The sequence below is a fragment of the Paragemmobacter kunshanensis genome (assembly GCF_011059185.1).
GTDB classification, from domain to species: Bacteria; Pseudomonadota; Alphaproteobacteria; order Rhodobacterales; family Rhodobacteraceae; genus Paragemmobacter; species Paragemmobacter kunshanensis.
Genome location: NZ_JAALFE010000028.1, coordinates 17,027 through 34,328, shown reverse-complemented (window position 1 = coordinate 34,328; position 17,302 = coordinate 17,027). Strand labels below are relative to the sequence as shown.

The 17,302-nt window shown below is 62.3% G+C and carries 18 protein-coding genes; 6 read left to right on the top strand and 12 right to left on the bottom strand.

Going from position 1 to position 17,302, the window contains the following annotated elements; genetic code table 11:
• The 3 genes from G5V65_RS22150 to G5V65_RS22145 form a co-directional block, all read left to right on the top strand.
• Positions 1-317: aldehyde dehydrogenase family protein (locus G5V65_RS22150; RefSeq protein ID WP_206526893.1), on the top strand; the 317-nt coding region annotated here is incomplete at its 5' end.
• A 79-nt stretch (positions 318-396) separates the two neighbouring features.
• The gene (locus tag G5V65_RS19240) at positions 397-1,233 is read left to right on the top strand and encodes an EamA family transporter (protein WP_165053520.1); all 837 of its coding nucleotides are present in this window, start codon (positions 397-399) and stop codon (positions 1,231-1,233) included.
• Positions 1,234-1,435: 202 nt separating this feature from the next.
• Positions 1,436-1,690, top strand: a complete 255-nt coding sequence (locus G5V65_RS22145; protein ID WP_206526892.1) for a hypothetical protein — start codon at positions 1,436-1,438, stop codon at positions 1,688-1,690.
• Here G5V65_RS22145 and G5V65_RS22930 read toward each other — a convergent pair.
• The 4 genes from G5V65_RS22930 to G5V65_RS19215 form a co-directional block, all read right to left on the bottom strand.
• The gene (locus G5V65_RS22930) at positions 1,623-1,838 is read right to left on the bottom strand and encodes a hypothetical protein (RefSeq protein WP_350339466.1); all 216 of its coding nucleotides are present in this window, start codon (positions 1,836-1,838) and stop codon (positions 1,623-1,625) included. The genes G5V65_RS22145 and G5V65_RS22930 overlap by 68 nt on opposite strands.
• 877 nt (positions 1,839-2,715) lie before the next feature.
• Positions 2,716-3,759 (bottom strand): hypothetical protein, encoded by a 1,044-nt coding sequence (locus G5V65_RS19225; RefSeq protein ID WP_206526891.1) that lies wholly within the window; start codon positions 3,757-3,759, stop codon positions 2,716-2,718.
• A gap of 160 nt (positions 3,760-3,919) precedes the next feature.
• On the bottom strand, positions 3,920-4,372 hold the full coding sequence (locus tag G5V65_RS19220; RefSeq protein WP_165053517.1) for a ribbon-helix-helix domain-containing protein: 453 nt from the start codon (positions 4,370-4,372) through the stop codon (positions 3,920-3,922).
• 10 nt (positions 4,373-4,382) lie between these two features.
• The gene (locus G5V65_RS19215) at positions 4,383-6,374 is read right to left on the bottom strand and encodes a conjugal transfer protein TraG (RefSeq protein ID WP_165053514.1); all 1,992 of its coding nucleotides are present in this window, start codon (positions 6,372-6,374) and stop codon (positions 4,383-4,385) included.
• A gap of 193 nt (positions 6,375-6,567) precedes the next feature.
• Here G5V65_RS19215 and G5V65_RS19210 point away from each other — a divergent pair, with 193 nt between their 5' ends.
• Positions 6,568-7,311 carry a hypothetical protein gene (locus tag G5V65_RS19210; protein ID WP_165053512.1) on the top strand — a complete coding sequence of 248 codons (744 nt, stop codon included), beginning with the start codon at positions 6,568-6,570 and terminating at the stop codon, positions 7,309-7,311.
• A 61-nt stretch (positions 7,312-7,372) separates the two neighbouring features.
• On the opposite strand, the gene G5V65_RS19205 is transcribed toward G5V65_RS19210, so the two are convergent.
• The 8 genes from G5V65_RS19205 to G5V65_RS19170 form a co-directional block, all read right to left on the bottom strand.
• Positions 7,373-9,445: a DUF3363 domain-containing protein gene (locus G5V65_RS19205; RefSeq protein WP_165053509.1), complete on the bottom strand. Its 2,073-nt coding sequence runs from the start codon at positions 9,443-9,445 to the stop codon at positions 7,373-7,375.
• Between the two features lie 309 nt (positions 9,446-9,754).
• On the bottom strand, positions 9,755-10,429 hold the full coding sequence (locus G5V65_RS19200) for a lytic transglycosylase domain-containing protein (RefSeq protein WP_165053506.1): 675 nt from the start codon (positions 10,427-10,429) through the stop codon (positions 9,755-9,757).
• Positions 10,430-10,434: 5 nt separating this feature from the next.
• The gene (locus tag G5V65_RS19195) at positions 10,435-10,770 is read right to left on the bottom strand and encodes a DUF736 domain-containing protein (RefSeq protein WP_165053503.1); all 336 of its coding nucleotides are present in this window, start codon (positions 10,768-10,770) and stop codon (positions 10,435-10,437) included.
• 33 nt (positions 10,771-10,803) lie between these two features.
• A complete protein-coding gene (locus tag G5V65_RS19190) occupies positions 10,804-11,349 on the bottom strand; it encodes a S26 family signal peptidase (protein ID WP_165053500.1) in 546 nt (181 codons plus the stop codon).
• Positions 11,346-11,864, bottom strand: a complete 519-nt coding sequence (locus G5V65_RS19185; RefSeq protein WP_165053496.1) for a DUF2840 domain-containing protein — start codon at positions 11,862-11,864, stop codon at positions 11,346-11,348. The genes G5V65_RS19190 and G5V65_RS19185 overlap by 4 nt, the downstream gene beginning before the upstream one ends.
• Positions 11,861-12,043, bottom strand: a complete 183-nt coding sequence (locus G5V65_RS19180) for a hypothetical protein (RefSeq protein ID WP_165053494.1) — start codon at positions 12,041-12,043, stop codon at positions 11,861-11,863. The genes G5V65_RS19185 and G5V65_RS19180 overlap by 4 nt, the downstream gene beginning before the upstream one ends.
• On the bottom strand, positions 12,040-13,164 hold the full coding sequence (locus G5V65_RS19175; RefSeq protein WP_241250662.1) for a replication initiator protein A: 1,125 nt from the start codon (positions 13,162-13,164) through the stop codon (positions 12,040-12,042). The genes G5V65_RS19180 and G5V65_RS19175 overlap by 4 nt, the downstream gene beginning before the upstream one ends.
• A gap of 27 nt (positions 13,165-13,191) precedes the next feature.
• The gene (locus G5V65_RS19170) at positions 13,192-13,473 is read right to left on the bottom strand and encodes a helix-turn-helix transcriptional regulator (RefSeq protein WP_058096056.1); all 282 of its coding nucleotides are present in this window, start codon (positions 13,471-13,473) and stop codon (positions 13,192-13,194) included.
• A gap of 481 nt (positions 13,474-13,954) precedes the next feature.
• On the opposite strand from G5V65_RS19170, the gene G5V65_RS19165 reads away from it, so the two are divergent.
• Together G5V65_RS19165 and G5V65_RS19160 are read left to right on the top strand one after the other, a co-directional pair.
• Positions 13,955-15,655: an RNA-directed DNA polymerase gene (locus G5V65_RS19165; RefSeq protein ID WP_343162870.1), complete on the top strand. Its 1,701-nt coding sequence runs from the start codon at positions 13,955-13,957 to the stop codon at positions 15,653-15,655.
• A gap of 25 nt (positions 15,656-15,680) precedes the next feature.
• Positions 15,681-17,234 (top strand): DNA polymerase, encoded by a 1,554-nt coding sequence (locus tag G5V65_RS19160; protein WP_241250661.1) that lies wholly within the window; start codon positions 15,681-15,683, stop codon positions 17,232-17,234.
• The last annotated feature ends 68 nt before the right edge of the window (positions 17,235-17,302 follow it).

Here is a 17,302-nt window from a genome sequence, read left to right as displayed (position 1 = left end):
CCAGAATGCTGCGGGTTCGAGGCTTGATCCACCCGACTTCGGCCGTTTGCGCGACGACAGACACCGCTCGGGGCGAAAAACGCTTGCCCAGCGAGCAAAATCAGGCGATCTTGAAGTCAAGCGGCAGGCCACTTGGGGAATGTCGGATCAAGGGCCTTGTCGTCGGCACGGTGAACATCTGGGAGGTGCCGGGTTACCGGATCGAGATGTCGCCCTTTGGCGGGATCAAGGACAGCGGTAACGGCTACAAGGAAGGCGTCATCGAGGCGATGAAGAGCTTCACCAACATCAAGACCTTCTCGCTGCCTTGGACCTGACGGCGCGTTGTCATGCAAACAGCGGCGGGCCTTCGCCAGGGCCCGCCTTTTTCCGTTTTCTGACCCAAGGATGTCGACCATGAGCCTGACCGCCCTGCTTCTCGTGCTGTTCGCCGCGCTTTTGCATGCGGGCTGGAACGCGCTGGTCAAGGCCGTGGACGACCGCGCCGGGGTGCTGGCTGCGGTTTCGGCAGCGCATGCATTGCTGGGTCTTGGGCTGATCGCAATATCGCCTGCGCCCGCGATGGCGAGCTGGCCTGCCATCGCGACTTCGGCCAGCTTGCACTACGGATACTACGTCCTGCTCTTCCGAGCATACCGCCACGGAGATCTGAGCCAAGTCTATCCGATCTCGCGTGGGATGGCACCTGCGCTGGTCGCCTTGTCTGCGGCGGTATTGATCGGGGAATCGCTGACGCCGCAGGGCTGGCTGGGGCTGGCATGTGTCTGCGGTGGCGTAGGCCTTCTGGCGCTGCAACGGGGGGCTGCGCAGGCCCCTGCGCAGACGGTGGCCTTCTCAATCTGCCTTGGATTGCTCATTGCTGCCTATTCGGTGGCCGATGGCATCGGGGTGCGCCATTCCGAGAGTGTCTTTGGCTATATGGGCTGGCTGTTCCTGCTGGAGTTTCCGGTGCCCCTGGCCATTGCCCTGAGGCGGCACCGCAGCGGGCTGCGGTTTGAACGAAGGGTCCTCATTCTGGGCGCGGCAGGCGGTGTCGCGGCGGTGGCTGCCTATGGAATTGTATTATATGTCAAAACGATAGCGCCGCTTGGCGCGGTATCCGCGGTGCGGGAGTCCAGCGTCGTCTTTGCGGCCGGGATCGGAATTCTTCTGTTCAAGGAACGCCCGATCGGAGGGCGGCTTCTGGCCGCTGCCGTGGTTGCAACAGGGGTAATCCTGTTGGCGCTGGCCTGACTTTCACAACCATCGACTGGATCGATGATTGTATAAAAATAATAGATTTTACTTATTGTTCGGTCTGCCGTCCCCTTTCATTCAGGGAAACCCGATCGCCGGTCGCCGTGCAGCGCAGCGCAGAAATCGGACCCTCGTCATCCCGTCTGCGACGGGCTTGCCGGACATACGTCAAACACCAGACCAACGGGGAAACTGCATCATGACCGCGAAGACTTTGCTTCTCACATCGGCCATTCTCTCGCTGATGGCACTTGGCGCGCGCGCCGAAACCGAACTGACCGTCTATACCGCCTTCGAGGCCGAATTGCTCGAGCGCTATGCCGCCGCCTTCAACAAGGACCACCCCGACATCAAGATCAACTGGGTGCGGGATTCCCACGGGGTCATCACGGATGAAACTCTGTCGGCTGCCCGATGTATATCGGCTTATAGCGCGGCAGTGGGTGTGCGTTGAGCAAGGTATAGTCATCACGGTCCTCCGAGGGGAACTTAGCAGGGCTTATAGCGTTGATGATCCGAACCATCGCAGCAAGGTGTGTCCCTGCATCCCCGATGAAAGGCCTGCCTTGTTCTTCTTCTTGTGCTCCGGGGCAGGCACCCATAATTGCGATCTCAGGATGTTGATCCCCAAGGCGGTAGTCGGGTCCAGCAAGGCACATTACTTCGCTCCGGTTGGACTCTTTTTTCCGCGTTACCGACCTTTAACAGTCAAGCCATGCTGCACAATGCCTCGAATGGCGTGTATTGGGAAGCTACGCTGCGGCAGCAGCTCACTTGGCCAACGGCGGCTAAGGGCCGCTCACGTCAGCATCCTCCTGAAGGACTGAGATCCCCGCGCCTTCCGCGCGGGGCTCACACCTGGCCGGGGGTTTCGGACATGATACCTGCCAAATCCCTTACTGGGTTCCAAGTGGGTCAGACATCGAGAGTCAATTCTTGGACGTAGATCACATTGCGAGGTCATTGGGGGTTTCGGTGGAAATTGCGCAAGAAATAGAGGGTTGGGCGTTGGCGCAGTTTAATGAACAGGATGTTATGGCAGACTTCTCGGCTGCATACCAAGCTGCCATCTCTCAGTTACCAAAGATAGCAGGGCGAAACCCGATAGCCCGATGGGCGACGATAGGAGGCTTTTCCAAGAATGCTATCAAGGGAAAAGAATATCTAGACGCTGTCCAAACAGGTTGCGTTCACGTCTTGCCAACCCATGGGCTGGGGAGGTCTGTGGGGCTAAGAGATGCAATTGGACGATCGACGGAGGAACATCCGGTCGCGCAAAGTTTGCTTGATATGATTTCGGAGTTATTGGATCCCTGACAGCCTTCCCCTCCAAAAATGCTGCACGGTAGATAAATGGCGGGTCTGGTGAAGCCGCACGTAGCGTTCGGCCAAGAAACGAACGTCCGCTCAGGGGCCGTTCACGAAGGTCCAGAGCAGCGTATCCTTCCAACTTTCTGAAGCGTGCCGTCTGCCGCGCATTTATCCCAACCCGAGCCCTGGCCGCCCGCCGTCGCATTCTGGGCATCGTCGTTGGAAGATGTCCGTGCCGTTGGCGCCATATCGTGCTCCGCAGGCGTGGCACCTCAGCAGATAGACGACCTGATTGTGGTCGTTGCCCTGCAGCCCTGTCCTGGAAACCACCTCCTGACGGTTCCGGTTGATATAGCCTGGTATTGTCGTCGATGCCTGCGCCTTGGTTGACGTCATCCTCCCCCGCTGCTTCGTGACCGGAGGCCAGCTACAGCCGAGGATCCACCCTTCCACCTGTCCCGTCATCGCAACGCTTTCAGGCTTGGGCGCAGCGAAGGCCTTTTCGATCTCCCCGGTGATGCTGGCGTCTTGAAGCCATCGAGCGATTGAATAGGCGTCATGCTGATCGGCAGTTCGGTCGTCTTGGGGGTAGGCGGCGCTCCATAGGCGCGGATAGGCCTCGGTGATCACTGACGTCCCCGAAGCGGGGTTCCATCCGTCGAAGGGCCAGAAGTGCAGCTCGGGCCGCGCGCGTCGGATGTATCGCAGCCAAGGTATTCCGGCGTGGGTCGATTTCGCGACCGAGCCCTGCACATCGAAATGAAAGACGGATTTCGCCGACCCGGTGGCTTCTTCCGTCAGGCGGCGCCAGTGCCGCTCACCCCATCTGGCCGCGCCGTTACCGACGGAGCCGTCGCGCACGAAGTCGACATAGGTGTGTTTGCCGTCGGTCGGCCAATGGGCACAGAAGTCATCCAGGAAAGCGGGCCAGTCGGGCGGCAGGCCGTGTCGCTCGAAGTAGCGCATCGGAAACGAGAAACCGTGATCTATGCCGACAACAGTCGGCACCTGGCCATCGAGCGTTCCGACCAGCCATTCCGCTATGCCGCGGCGCGTCCAGTACTTCTTGGGTCCAGCGGGCGGCAGGACTTCCTCTGGCGGGGCGTCGCCGACGGTCTGATATACGCGCAGTCCTTTCAGGCTGGCCTCGGCTGTCTCGGCACCCGAGTAATCGATACCGATCGTCCGCTCGAACCTGCGCTCCTGCCCCATGCTGACCCCACCTGATCCCGCGAAACGGTCGTCGTGCCGTCTGTCCGCGCAACAGGTTCAGGTTTCGGAGCCACTTGCACATCCAACAGACCAAGACTGCATGATGGGCGAACATCCCGCAAGTCCGAGGCCCGCCTCGTTCCGTGATCCAGCTGCGGGGTCAAACGCCTTCATCAGCTCCGGGAACAACATGGGCACCGCCTTCCCCGGGCAGGTCGCGGGAAACCTCACGCAGAAATCTGTCGCCGGTGGCAAGCTTTCGGCCGAGGCTTTGCAGGAACCCCTCGAAGCGCTCAGCGCCTTTCGCACGGGCGGCGTCACGTGCGGCTTCGGGCAAGGGCGGCGTGACGGTCATCCAGAAACGAATAAAGAGCGAAAGGGTTTCCCCAAGGACGGCGAGATCCTCGTCGAGACCTTCGACCTGACGGCCGAGCCTGTCGAGCCGCCGTGTGAGCGCAGCCTCCATGCGCTCGCTCGTGTCACCCGAGAGGAAAGACGCGACCGCCGCCTCGATGACGGCGGATTTCGAGACGTTCCGACGCAGCGCCAGCGCCTCGACCTGGCCCAGCAGCGCCGGGTCGAAGTAGACATTCATTCGGGTGCGACGGGTCATGACAGCGGTCTCATAGATTGATGCCGTCATCGGGGTTCATCGCGACTTGGCGTGCCACCATGCGCATGCGTTGCCGAATGGCGCGGGCCTGCGCCGCGTCAACATCGGGCTCGTCATCAAGGAGGTCGAACTCCTGCACCGGGACCGGCGGGGGCGGAACGATCTCCTCCTGCTCGGGCAGTTCCGGTTCGCGCCGGATGCCCGCATTCGCCGGGTCGCCGGCGTAGTTGTCGGACGCGTCGGAATGCACGGAGGTCGCAGCAGGGGTCAGATCAGACCAATCGTCGGACGGCCGCAGCCCACCGACCGCGACCGATCGGTTTCGCAGGTCAGGCGGCGGCAGCACCCGTTCCCGGAAGCGCAGGTCTTCGAAGTAGCGAGCCTTGGTCGCCCGGATCGGCGGCACGCCGGCCACCATGACGATCTCGTCGGAGGGCGGCAGTTGCATGACCTCGCCCGGCGTCAGCAGCGGCCGCGCGGTTTCCTGACGCGAGACCATCAGATGCCCGAGCCAGGGCGCAAGACGATGCCCGGCATAGTTGGTGGAGTCGCGCATCTCGGTCGCCGTACCAAGCGCATCGCTGATCCGTTTCGCAGTCCGCTCGTCATTGGTCGCGAAGGCCACGCGCACATGGCAGTTGTCGAGGATGGCGTTGTTCGGACCGTAGGCACGCTCGATCTGGTTGAGGCTCTGCGCGATTAGGAAGGATTTCAGGCCATAGCCCGCCATGAAGGCCAGCGCGCTTTCGAAGAAATCAAGACGGCCAAGCGCGGGGAATTCGTCCAGCATCAGCAGGAGCCGATGGCGCTTGCCGGAGGTCTTCAGCTCTTCCGTCAGCCGCCGCCCGATCTGGTTCAGGATCAAGCGGATCAGAGGCTTGGTGCGGTTGATGTCGGAGGGCGGCACGACCAGGTAGAGGCTGGTCGGACCGGGCCCTTCCACAAGATCGGTGATCCGCCAGTCGCAGCGCGCCGTGACCCGGGCGACGACGGGATCGCGGTAGAGCCCGAGGAAAGACATGGCGGTCGAGAGAACGCCGGAGCGCTCATTCTCGGACTTGTTCAGAAGCTCACGCGCCGAGGACGCGATCACCGGATGCACGCCCCCGGACCCGAGATGGGCAGTTTCCATCATGACGCGCAGCGTCGCCTCGATCGGCCGACGCGGGTCCGACAGGAAGTTCGCGACCCCTGCGAGGGTCTTGTCCCGCTCGGCATAGAGGACATGGAGGATGGCACCGACCAAGAGCGAGTGGCTGGTCTTTTCCCAATGGTTGCGCTTGTCGAGACTGCCTTCGGGATCCACGAGGATATCGGCGATGTTCTGGACATCGCGGACCTCCCATTCCCCACGCCGGACCTCGAGCAGCGGATTGTAGGCCGAGGATGCAGCATTGGTCGGGTCGAAGAGCAGCACCCGCCCATGGCGCGACCGGAACCCTGCCGTCAGCCCCCAGTTCTCGCCCTTTATGTCATGCACGATGCAGCTGCCGGGCCAGGTCAGCAGGGTCGGCACCACAAGGCCCACGCCCTTGCCGCTGCGGGTCGGCGCAAAACACAGGACATGCTCCGGCCCGTCATGGCGCAGATAGGCCCGGTCATGACGCCCCAGGACCACCCCATCGGGGCCTAGCAGACCGGCCGCATGGATCTCCTTCGCTTCCGCCCATCGAGCCGAACCATAGGTGGCGACGTTGCGCGCCTCGCGCGCCCGTATGATCGACATGAGGAAGGCTGCGGCGATGGCGAGCGCAGCGCCGGTAACGGCGATAGCGGCCCCTTCCATGAAGATGCCCGGGGCATAGGCATCGAAGGAGAACCACCACCAGAAGAACGCGGGCGGATGGTAGACGGGCCATCCCGCAGCCTCAAACCAGGGCGCGCCAAGCTGGGGCTGGAAGCCGAGGCGGAAGGCAACCCACTGCGTCGCCGCCCAGACCATCACGAGGACGATCGTGAACACCGTGATAATCTGACCCCAGAGGATCCGGCCTCCCCTCATGCGCGCTCCTGCAAGACAAGGCTTGACGCCTATGTGAAGAGGGGTGACCGGGACGGAAGCAACAGGGAAACCGCAACCTCCGTACGGACGGATAGCAAGGACGGCACATGGGACGATGTTTTCTTCTGAGCGCTCTCTCGCTACAATCCACCGGTGGATCCACGAACGCCCCCGATGCTGCGATGATTATTCAATGATCAAGATGTTGCTGCCCTTTGCAATCTTGGCGACTCCGACTCTTGCCGATGTTGGTGCTTGTCCAATCACGGCTGACTTCGTCACAGAGCCGGAAACCATCCAGTCAACGCAGCAAATGGGCCAGCTTGCTATCAGTAACACGACTAAGCGTGCCTTTGTGGATGGCGCCATGGTTCAGATTGAGTGCACAGGCATCGCTCCCGAACAGGTTTTTCCGGGACAGGATGACGCGACAATTCTCACCAACTATGTCCGCTTCTGGTCGATTGAACCGACCGGGCCAGCCTATCAAGAAGGCGGACGCTTCGTGATAGAAGGGACAAAAGACATTCAAGGGATAGAAGTCACCTACACCTATCGAATGATCAGGTTTTCCGACAGCTTTGCTATGATCGCGACGGGCGTTCCAGGCGGTGGCCAGCCTCGTGACGTGGAACGTTTCCTTGCAAGCATCGAAGTAGAAGCTGCAGTGCCTGAACCATTCACAGCCGCGGAGATTTCAGAAGGTCGTCGTAATCACATTGCCGCATGTTTGCCCGCCGTCCGCGCCGACAATGAGGCTCGGCAGTTGGGCCTTTCCGATGTTGAAATCACCTATTTTTGCTCATGTACTGGTGAGGGCTACTGGGCTGAGTTCTCTCGCACGGAGCTTCGTGCACTGGCAGCTGGCGATGATGCGAATGTCGAAGAAAGGCGCCGCAACATCCAACTTCGTTGTTTCGAGGACGCCGTGCGGTAACCAGGTTAGCGGAGGTGAACTTTCCTACAGGTTCACCAAGTTCTGCTTGTTGGCTCGTACCTCAAAACCCAAGGTCCCTCCCTCGCCCGAGTTGCCAGGAGATCGACCCGCCCTTCACCACACCCGTCACTTCGCGCCCCAGCTGGGGATTGATGACGGGTCGCCACGGGACCAGCGTGAATTCCTGGCTCTGCTCGACCAGCGCGAACTTGCCGCTTGCGAGCTGCACGGTACCGGTGAAGGTGCCGCTGACCCGTACGCCGTCGGCGGAGGGACGGAAGGCGAGACCCTTGCGTTCGGCCAAGGATGCCCCGACCCGGGCGAGTTCGCGGTCGCGCAGGGTCGCGAGCAGATTGCGGCGGTAGAGGACGCGCTGGCCCTGTCGCGTCGCATCGCCACTAACGAGGTGCCGGTCGCGGCGCTGATCGAGCGCGTCGCGCACCTCCTGCCCGAAGCCCGAAGGCGTGATGTCGGACCGATCGCCGCGGAGGAGCCGCTGGTCGAGCCAGGTTGCGCCATCGGCCCCGATCTGTTTGTCGAGCGTCATGGCCGACAGAACCCGGACTGTCGCTTGCCGGTTGCGACCCGCGTCATGGGTGGCCGCACGGCGCTCATAGTCCTCGGGGATCCGCCATCGATCCGCATCGATCCGCTCGACAATCCCGGCACGGCGCAATGCCTCGAGCCTGCGGACATGGGTATCGACGAAGCCTTGGTGATCGCCGCCCGGCACCCGGCCTTCGAACCGGGCCTGTTCGAGATGGCGGCTTGGCCGATAGATCCCATCCTCGGCCATGGCGGCGATGGCGCGATCCGAAGGGCGGGCCGCGGCATCGGCGGGCCCGACCTCGACGATGCTGCCGACCTTCGCCTCCTCGAGGCGGTCGGCATCTAGCCCCGAGACATGATGGATCCGGCCGTCGATGCCATCCACCACAAGGGTCAGGCTCTCGCCCATTTCATCGGTCAGAAACTTGTCCACGACCCGCCCGGTGATCGGCACCTGGGGTGCCGCGTCATGGACCTCGAAGGTCATGGGATCGCGGGTCAGTCCATCGGCCTTCAGGGCGCGATAGGTGCTGCGGATGATGTCGCCACGCTCCCCCATGGCGCGCAGCGTCGGCTCCAGCCTCGGGTTCAGTTCCCAGACGCCCGGAGCCTGTTCCGTGGCGAGGCCCATCTTCTGCAGCCGACCCAGACGACGCAGACGCAAGGTCCGGTCAAACTGCCGCCGCGCCTCCTGAGGTTCGGGACGCAGGTCGAGCAGACCGTCCTCGGCCTCCGCGATCATCGCGCGATCGATCCGCGTGAACCTGTCCTGGTCGACCTCGGCCGCGAGCTTGCGGGCCTGCTCGCGTTCCGAGACCGGGCCAATTTCCAACGTCGCAAGCGCGCTCGCCCGCTCCCGGATGCCATGGGCAAGGTAGTCGCCATGGATGACTAGGGTTTCGCCGCGATCGTCGCAGCCGCGCACGATGACATGCACATGGGGATGGCCCGTGTTGTGGTGGTTGACGGCGACCCAGTCGAGCTTTGTGCCGAGGTCGGCTTCGACGCTGCGCATGAGGTCGCGGGTATGCCCAGTCAGATCGGAAAGCTCGGCGACATCCTCGGGCGCGATGATGAACCGGAACTGATGGCGATCGTCGCGTCCCCGCGCGAGGAAGGCCTCGCCATCGGCCTGGTCCTCGGTCGCGGAATAGAGCTGTCCCGGCGCGCCGTCGCGGGATGTGCCGTCGCGCTGGATGTAGCGCAGATGGGCGGCCCCCTTCCCGCTGCCGCCCGCCTGCCGAACATAGCGGGTCTTCACCACGACCCGGCGCATGCCCGGCGCGCTGTGTCGCCAGCCGCCGGAAAGGCCACGGGCACGGACGAAGGCCGCGCCCCGCCCGCGCCGGACGCCCGCCCCTTCCGCACGCCGTCCCGCCGCCTTCACTCCCTTCCCGGCCGGATTGGCAGGGTCACGGGAAACGCCTGAGGGCAAGCGCGCCGCGCCGCGCGCGGGTCGGTTGCTGTGCTGGCGGGCGAGCTTCTTCGCACGGGTCAGAAAGCTCTTGGCCTTGCCCGCTTTCGGACTGTCCGATTGGATGGCCCCCGGCCGCGGCTCGAACCGGTTCTCGTCATCGCCGCTCATGGAGCCGTCCGGGGATCAAGGGGCGCTTGAGGGCAAAGAAAGGGGCACAGTGCCGCAAATAGCCGCTCAAATTCAGAGACTTACCGTCAAACGCGGCACCACGGCCCGGAAAACAGGGTGCCACATCCGTGCCCCGAAAACAGTGTGCAGACAAGCGCTTGCCCAGAAACCGGCGTCTTGGGGTGCCGGTTTCCTTTATCTTGCCCTCCGCCTTCCCTGCCTTTTCCGCTTCTGCCGCCGGGATCGCAGCCAGGCGTGCCTTCCCTGAACTGGTCAAATCCCGGTGGCATTTCGATGCCGTGCATGCGTTCATGGGCCGTGCGACCCCGAGCCCAGCGTCACGAAGATCCCGTCCGCTGGGGCTCCCGGCTCCGGCGCACTCCTCGGCATGCCAGACGCAAATTGTTGGTCGGACCGCGCCACGAACAGCGCCGCATCGCGCCAGTCCGGCGGCAGAGTTTGCGCAACCATCTGCGCTTCCGATGAACTCCCGCTGCCGAGAAGAGGGGCGAGTGCCGCCACATAGGCACGCGTCTCGGCGGGCAAGGTTCGACCAGTTTCGAGATAGTCGTCGTAGCGTCCGGGACCGGCATTGTAGGCGGCAAGCATGGCGGCGACGTTGCCGTAACGGTCCCACATCTCGCGCAGATAGGCGGTCCCGGCGAGGATGTTGTCGCGCGGATCATGGGGATCATCCCCGAGCCCGTGGCGCGCGCGCAAGGCGGCCCAAGTTCCGGGCATGACTTGCATCAGCCCCATGGCTCCGGCATGGCTGACGGCGCCGGGATCATTGGCGCTTTCGGCGCGCATTACCTCGACGATCCAGGGTGCCGGGATCCCGAAACGCTCCGCAGCCTCGGCAATGGAAGCGCCATGGGGATGCTCCGCGATCTGCGCCGGAACGGGCTCCGCATGCGCGATGGCCGGGCCTTGGCTAAACGACGACAGTGCGCAAACGAGCACCGCGATGTGACTGTGCCGCATGGCCGTCAGTCCCGGTCTTCGCGAGGTTTTGGACGATTCCAGTGCAGCGACCAGGCGGCACCGGCGTCATCGTCGCGGAAGAGATTGGCGCGGATCGGCTGCGGCAGGGCGGGATCGTCGAGAAGGACTGATAGGTACTCACCGGCTTTTTCACCGCTGCGCTTCCAGGCCGCTCCGACCTCCGGGCCGTCCACATCACCGGCATGCACGCGATAGGCCGGTGCGTTCTCGGCCTCGCTGTTTTCCACCGGGACGAGGGCAAGCGAGAGGTCGAGTGTGAGCGTCCGGAGCTGTCCGGTGAAGCCCGTTTCTTCGCGGGTGAACTGTCCGATCTGTGACATGTCAGGTCTCCTGTGTTTTGGGTTGGTGGGCTGTCAGGGGTGGATGAAGCGCCCGTCTCGGGGCTCGGCTGCGTCGGAAGCCACCCAGATCGGGCGCGCCATGCCGATGACGGCGTCAGCCGGGAGCGGCCCGAAATAGCGGCCGTCGAGGCTGTCCCGGACCTCGCGGTTCATCAGGAAAATTTCGCCGTCCTGAAGCAGGTGGCAGCCCTGCCAGTTGGGCAGATCGCGACCGAGCCGATCCCGCGGCAGCGCTTGCCCAAGGACAACGTCATCGACGGTGACTGTCGCGCCGGTGCGGCAAACGCGTTGTCCGGGCAGGCCCGCGACTTGCTTCAAGAGCGGGACATCCGCGCCGATATAACCACGCGCGACCATGAATGCGGCAAGAGGCGCAGGCGGCATGACCGCGACGAGGTCGCCGATTTCGAGCCCGGTCGGACGCTCGACCCAGTAGAGTCCGAGCGGCACGCTGGCAGACGCGTTCCAGATCAGCCACGCAGGCAGAACTGCGACTGACGGAGCTGCAAGACTCGCCAGACCCATCGCGGCCAAGAGGAGGATCACGGGGCGCTTCATGGGCAGATCCTGCGCCGCGCAAGCCAGGCCACATGCCGCGCTGAGGAATAGACCGACGGGGCCTGTCCGGCCGCCAGGCGATTGTGGACATGACGCCAATGATCCGGCGCGACGGCGGTCGGATCGATCCCGAGGGCTTCGATGGCATCGATGATTTCAAGGGTGCGCTTGACCCTCAGCCATCCATCCAGCTGCAGCAGGATTTCGGCACCGGGATGCACGAAACCGAGGGTCTGAAAGGGCTCAGTCCGCAAAACAGCGCGCAGGATGACCAGCCGTGCCGCGACGGTTCCATGCTCATTCCCGGCCCAACGGACGCAGGCAAAGACGGCACCGGAGGCGAAACCGACCCGTCGTCTTTGCCGGTCGATCACCTGTTCACGGCACGGATGGCCGAAGCGGATCCATTGCTCGACGCGGTGTCGCTGGAAATTCAGATGGACCCATGTGATCGACGAGATAAGCCGGTCGTTCGACGCGTGGCTTTGTCGCTTTGGCGGGAGTTGGCCAGTCATGACAGGGCTCCCTCTGCAACGGAAAAACCCCGACCGAGCAGGTTGCGCGGCATCATGCCGAAGGTCTTTCTTGTCTGACCGGCCGAACCTTCGACGCGTCCCGACAACTCGACGGCGAGGTCGAAGGCGAAGGTGGTCTTCCTGACCCCACCCGTCGGGCTGTGGAGCGCGCGGATCACGGGCGTGCCCCCGGCTTGCCGAACGGCAGTTCGGGCTCTTTCGCGGCGGCTGCGTCGCCTTCGCTTCCCATGCGGCGGTGCCGTGCCTTCAGCGCAGCACCGGTCCGCGAGATGAGGGTTTCGACAGCGGTCCTGCGCTCTTCAAGGTTAGAATCTTTGTTAGACTCTAAGTTAAGGGCGCGATTTTTTGTTGTGGTGCATGTGGTTGAGCCCGGTTTCGGTTCCCGATAGCACGAGCCCCGGGTTCCTGATGGCACGATACCCCGGGTTCCCGATGGCACGAGGCCGTCCACAGGTTTTCCACAGGACGCGGCAGGCTCAAAGGCCAGCAGCATGCGACCGCCGGTTTCGATCTCGACGAAGAGGACGTAGCCGGGCAGCGGCTGGCGGCGGATGATGTCGCGCAGCTCGAAGGCAAAGCGCCTGAAGGGCGAGAGGCTTCCCGATTTCTGGTGCAGGTGGCGGAAATCGAAACGCCAGCCGCCCGCCTGCCGCCCACCATGCTTGCGCACAAGGCGATAGAGCCAGCGGTCGAGGCCGCCTGTCAGATCGAAATAGGCGCGGTCGATGGTGAGGATCAGGGCGTCGTCGAGGACGGCACGGTAGAACCAGTCCGGGACGATCAGCTCGATGCCGTCGGGACGCCCCCTCGCGTCGCTGCGTTCATGCCATTCGTTGATCCACGAGAAGCGATGGCGCCGCCCCTCGGCGGGCTGGCGGATTGTCGTCGCCACCGTGGTCGATTGCAGCCGGTCCAGCGCGGCCTTCAGGCGCTGATAGTCCCGCAGTGAGGTGCCACGCCCAGTGAAATTGAGGATCTCATAGGGCGTTGCCGCCATCAGCCGCGAGGTGCGCAGGCCCGCATCGCGTGCCTCGACGATCTGGCTCGCTGCCCAGATCAGGATGTCGGCATCCCAGATCGTGGCCATGCCATGGTCGGGCACGGCCTCGACCCGTATCGCCACATTGCCCGCCACGAAATCGATGGGGCGGATGCGCGGCGACTTGGACAGGGAGAAGAACGGATAGGCCATGAGGTCCTGCGCGTCACGTGGGGCGAACTCCCCCGGAAGCGCCCGAAAGAGGTCGAGTTGGCCGCGCTCGGAGGCGCTGCGGGGCATCGGGGGCATGAGGAACCGGAAAGACCGTCAGCGCGTCGCGCGCGCTGGCACAGCATGCGGCGACGCCGTCATGCGCTTGGCCGGCAGGACCTGGCCGCGCGGATCGGAGGTCGAGGTGACCGAGCCGCGCGCGACCCAGGCCGTCAGATCATCGACCGAATAGACGACGCGCCCGCCGAGCTTGTGATAGGCGGGGCCGGTTCCGTAGGTCCGGTGCTTTTCCAGCGTGCGCGCCGACAGGCTGAGGAAAGTCGCCGCCTCCTTGGTGCGCAGGTAGCGTGGCGGCAGAACGGCGAGATCGGGTCGCATGGATGGGGCCTCCGTGGGTCTGTGGAAGGCCGTCGGCAAAGGACGGCCTGTCCCGCGCAGGCTGGCGAAGAAGGACCGGAAAGGGGGATGAGGAAGATTGGGGGTGGAAGTAACCTTCCCCCGGGAGGCTTTGCCTTAGCGGCGGCTCCTCACATGGCGAGAGGTTCCGACTTCCCGGGCCACTTGGTTGCGACAGGCAGCTTTACAGACCTTGCGGACGTTCGCGCCTCCACCCGATGACCCTTCGCCGCGGCAGCATGCCCGACTTGGAGGGCGGGCAGCAGTCATTCGTTGCATACGAGATGTACGTCTGGTTTAGGAATGGTTGCTGGCAGGCATCTTTCGCGCGATAAGTGCTGAAAGCGTACTTCTTTTGTGCGGAGCGGAGGGCCGCTTGGTTTCTAGCGACCGTCAGATCAAGACGCACTAGCCGATGCCGCAATTGTGGCTTAACCCACTGGAACAAAGAAAGCACATTGGAGTGAGCAGCAATTTCGAGGCTGACGAGAAGAGCGACTATGCGCTTAATCCCACCTTTTGGCTCAACGGCCAGGCTCTCGGGTTTCCCGTTCAATTCGATTTGGTGCTCAAGCACCTCCGACAAGACATGCGCGACGATTGGTATTTTGACTGCCTGCAGTACGATGATCTTTTTAAGGCTCCAACGGAGGCGAAGCGGATCATTATCTCGCTTTTGCAGGAGTGGAACGGCGAGTATCGTGGTACGCGGAGCGTCGTTCGAAATATTCCAAAGAAGGGATATGGGGAACGCTATGGCCTAGAGACCGACTTCTTTGATCGATTTGTCTATCAGGCCATTTGCAGCTTTCTGATCCCGTTCTACGATCCGCTCCTTAGCCACTGCGTCCTCAGCTATCGATACGAGCCTGCTCCACTTAATGAAAAATATCTATTCAAGAACAAGATCGACCGCTGGTTCACCTTCGAAGGTGTCACGCTGACCTTCCGCAAGTCGGGAAGATACCTATTGGTCACCGACCTGAGTAACTTCTTCGAAAACGTCTCGCGTTTGCAGATCATCAAAGCTCTCGAGCAGGCAGTTCCCAGTCTCGCAGCGACCGGACCGGAGAAGCTGCAAATTCGAAACGCGATCTCCACCCTCGATCGGCTGCTCGCGCAATGGACATTCAGCCGAGACCACGGCTTACCGCAGAACCGTGATGCATCGGCGTTTCTGTCTAACATCCTGCTGTCGTTCGTGGACGGGGAGATGACAAGGAAGGGGTATGACTACTATCGGTACGTTGACGACATCCGCATAATCGCCGATTCCGAGCTACATGCCCGGCGTGCCCTGCAGGACCTCATTCGGTTGCTGCGGATGGTCGGCCTTAACATCAACGCCAGCAAGACAGAAATACTTGCACCCGACGTGTCGAACGAGAAAATCGCGGAGTATTTCCCGTCGCAGGACAGCTCCACCATCGCAATAAACCAGATGTGGCAGTCCCGCAGCCGACGCATCGTGACCAGGTCGGTGACTTATATCTTCGAGATTCTTAGCCGATGCATCGCCGCGGGGGACTCGCAGTCGCGGACCTTTCGCTTTGCAGTGAACCGAGTGGCGAAGATCGTGGATTCCGGACTCTTCGACGTCGGCGACGCGCTGTCGATCAACCTCCTCGAAACGCTATCCCAGTCGTTGTCCGAGCACGCCGTGACAACTGACCAGTACTGCCGACTGATCGCCACGCTGGATCGCGATGGGCGCTGCCTTCCAGCTTTGGAGGCGTTTCTTCTCGCGGAGGATGGGGCCATCCACGACTGGCAGAACTACAACATCTGGATGCTGCTCGCGGTGCGACAACACAGTTCCGACGATCTCGTTGCTCTGGCAGACCGCAAGCTGAGGGAGGACATGAAATCGGGCGAAGCAGCCGCCATCCTAATCTGGCTCCGCTGCGTTGATCAAAAGGCCCTTATTGAGAAGTGCGTCCAAGAATTCGCGTCACTGCCCTACCAGAACGCCCGCTATCTCCTGATCGCCTCATCGGTGCTGCAGGAAAGTGCGCTGCGACCGCTCTACGGCCATGTCCCCATCTCCCTGAAGGGAACTGGGCGCAGGGCCGAACGCCATTGCAACGAGGACGGCCTTCCATTCGCCGTGCGGGAGAGCACCGATCTCCTCAACCTAGTCGACGAGGTCAGCGGTTATGACTAGCCTCGCCGCCAGGCTCCTTCTTTTCATGAAAGATTTCACAGGGAAAGGAGCGGACACCTTCTACTGGTTCCAAGATGGGCAGCTTCAGGAGACCGACGCTGCGAGTGTCGTCGAATTTTCTGGCATTTTAGTGTGTCATGACTTCTGGATGATCCGCGATGCATTGTTCGACATTACCGGCACGTTGCCTGGCTCAATCATCGACGTTGACGAATTTCGCATTTCGATAAGCGGAAACCCCGAAGATCGCCTTGCTCGCGAGAAGCGCGACGTCACGACACAGCTCGTGCACTACGGGGCCGACCAGGAGGTTTGCGACGTCTACCAGAAGATGTTCAACAAGGGCGTCCCGTTCGATAGCGTTGTGGCCGCCAAGGCAGCTGGGGCGATCTATGCGATGTACCTCGACCTATGTGCGAAAGCGGCGGTCAACGGTGAGTTCGAACGCTTCTTCTCCGTCGAGGTGCCCGCCTACAGGTCGCTCCAGCTCTCGATGTCGGCGGGCATTTCGATCGACACAGCGGGGCTCTCGGACAAGCGGGCTCAGGCGGAGCACGACTATTTCATGCTTCTGAAAGACTACTCCGCAAAGCATGACATGCCGCTCGAGACACCGAGCAGGCGAGCCATCGAGGCCAAGCTGCTGAAGGAAGGCTTCGAGCTTGACGAAGTGTCCGTCGAGTACCTCCTCGAGTTCGTGCCGCACGAGCGAGACTTCGGCAGCGACACCATGGCGCTTCTCGCTCTTGACACGGCGCGCAGAGTGCTCGGCTCGCTCACCCTATCAAGCCACGCCACGCGACCTGTGGTGGACGTGTTCGGCTCCCGCACCTCACGCGTGCAACTGCGCAGTCCGAGCCTCCAGAGCATTCCGAAACGATACAGGTCAATCATCAAGGCGCATGGTGACGCTCAACTCAGCTACGTCGACTTCGACCAGTTCGAGGTCGGGATCATGGCAGCACTGTCTGGCGACGAAGAGCTCAAGCGCCTCTACGCGACGGGTGACATGTACGAGCTCTTCGCGACTGAACACCTAAACCTTGTCGGCAACCGGAAGGCTGCCAAGCAGCTATTCTTGTCCTATGCCTACGGGATGAGCCGCAAGGCGCTCGTAGACGCCGCCGTCTCGCTCGGAGTTGAGAGGCAAAAAGCGAAGGAAGCCTTCCGGCAATTCGGACGATACGAAGATTGGAAGAAGGAAGTTTGGGCCGAGTTCCAGAGCTCCGGGCGCGTGGCCACCGTCTTCGGCAATCACTACCGCCGAGCCGGCGGGGGGCAACTCACCGGCAAGGAGCAGCGTTCGGCCGTGAGTCAGGTGGTCCAGGGTACGGCGTCACTAATATTTAAACGCGCGGTGGTAGCGGCATCCTCTATCGAAGATACGAGAGTCGTACTCCCGATGCACGACGCCCTACTTTTCGAGCACAGGCTCACCGAAACGCCTGCCACGGTCGTCAAAACCTTCGAAAGCATCATGACCGAAGTGCTCTGCGGACGCGTGGCTGGCAAGGCTTCAATCAGCGACTTCGCTGAAAGTGAGCAAAAGTCGTCCGTTCCACGCGAGAATGAAGTTTGACCATTCGATTGACTGCCAGAACGACCAAGATGAGGCGCGAAGCCTACATTGATTTGAAAGTCATCGAT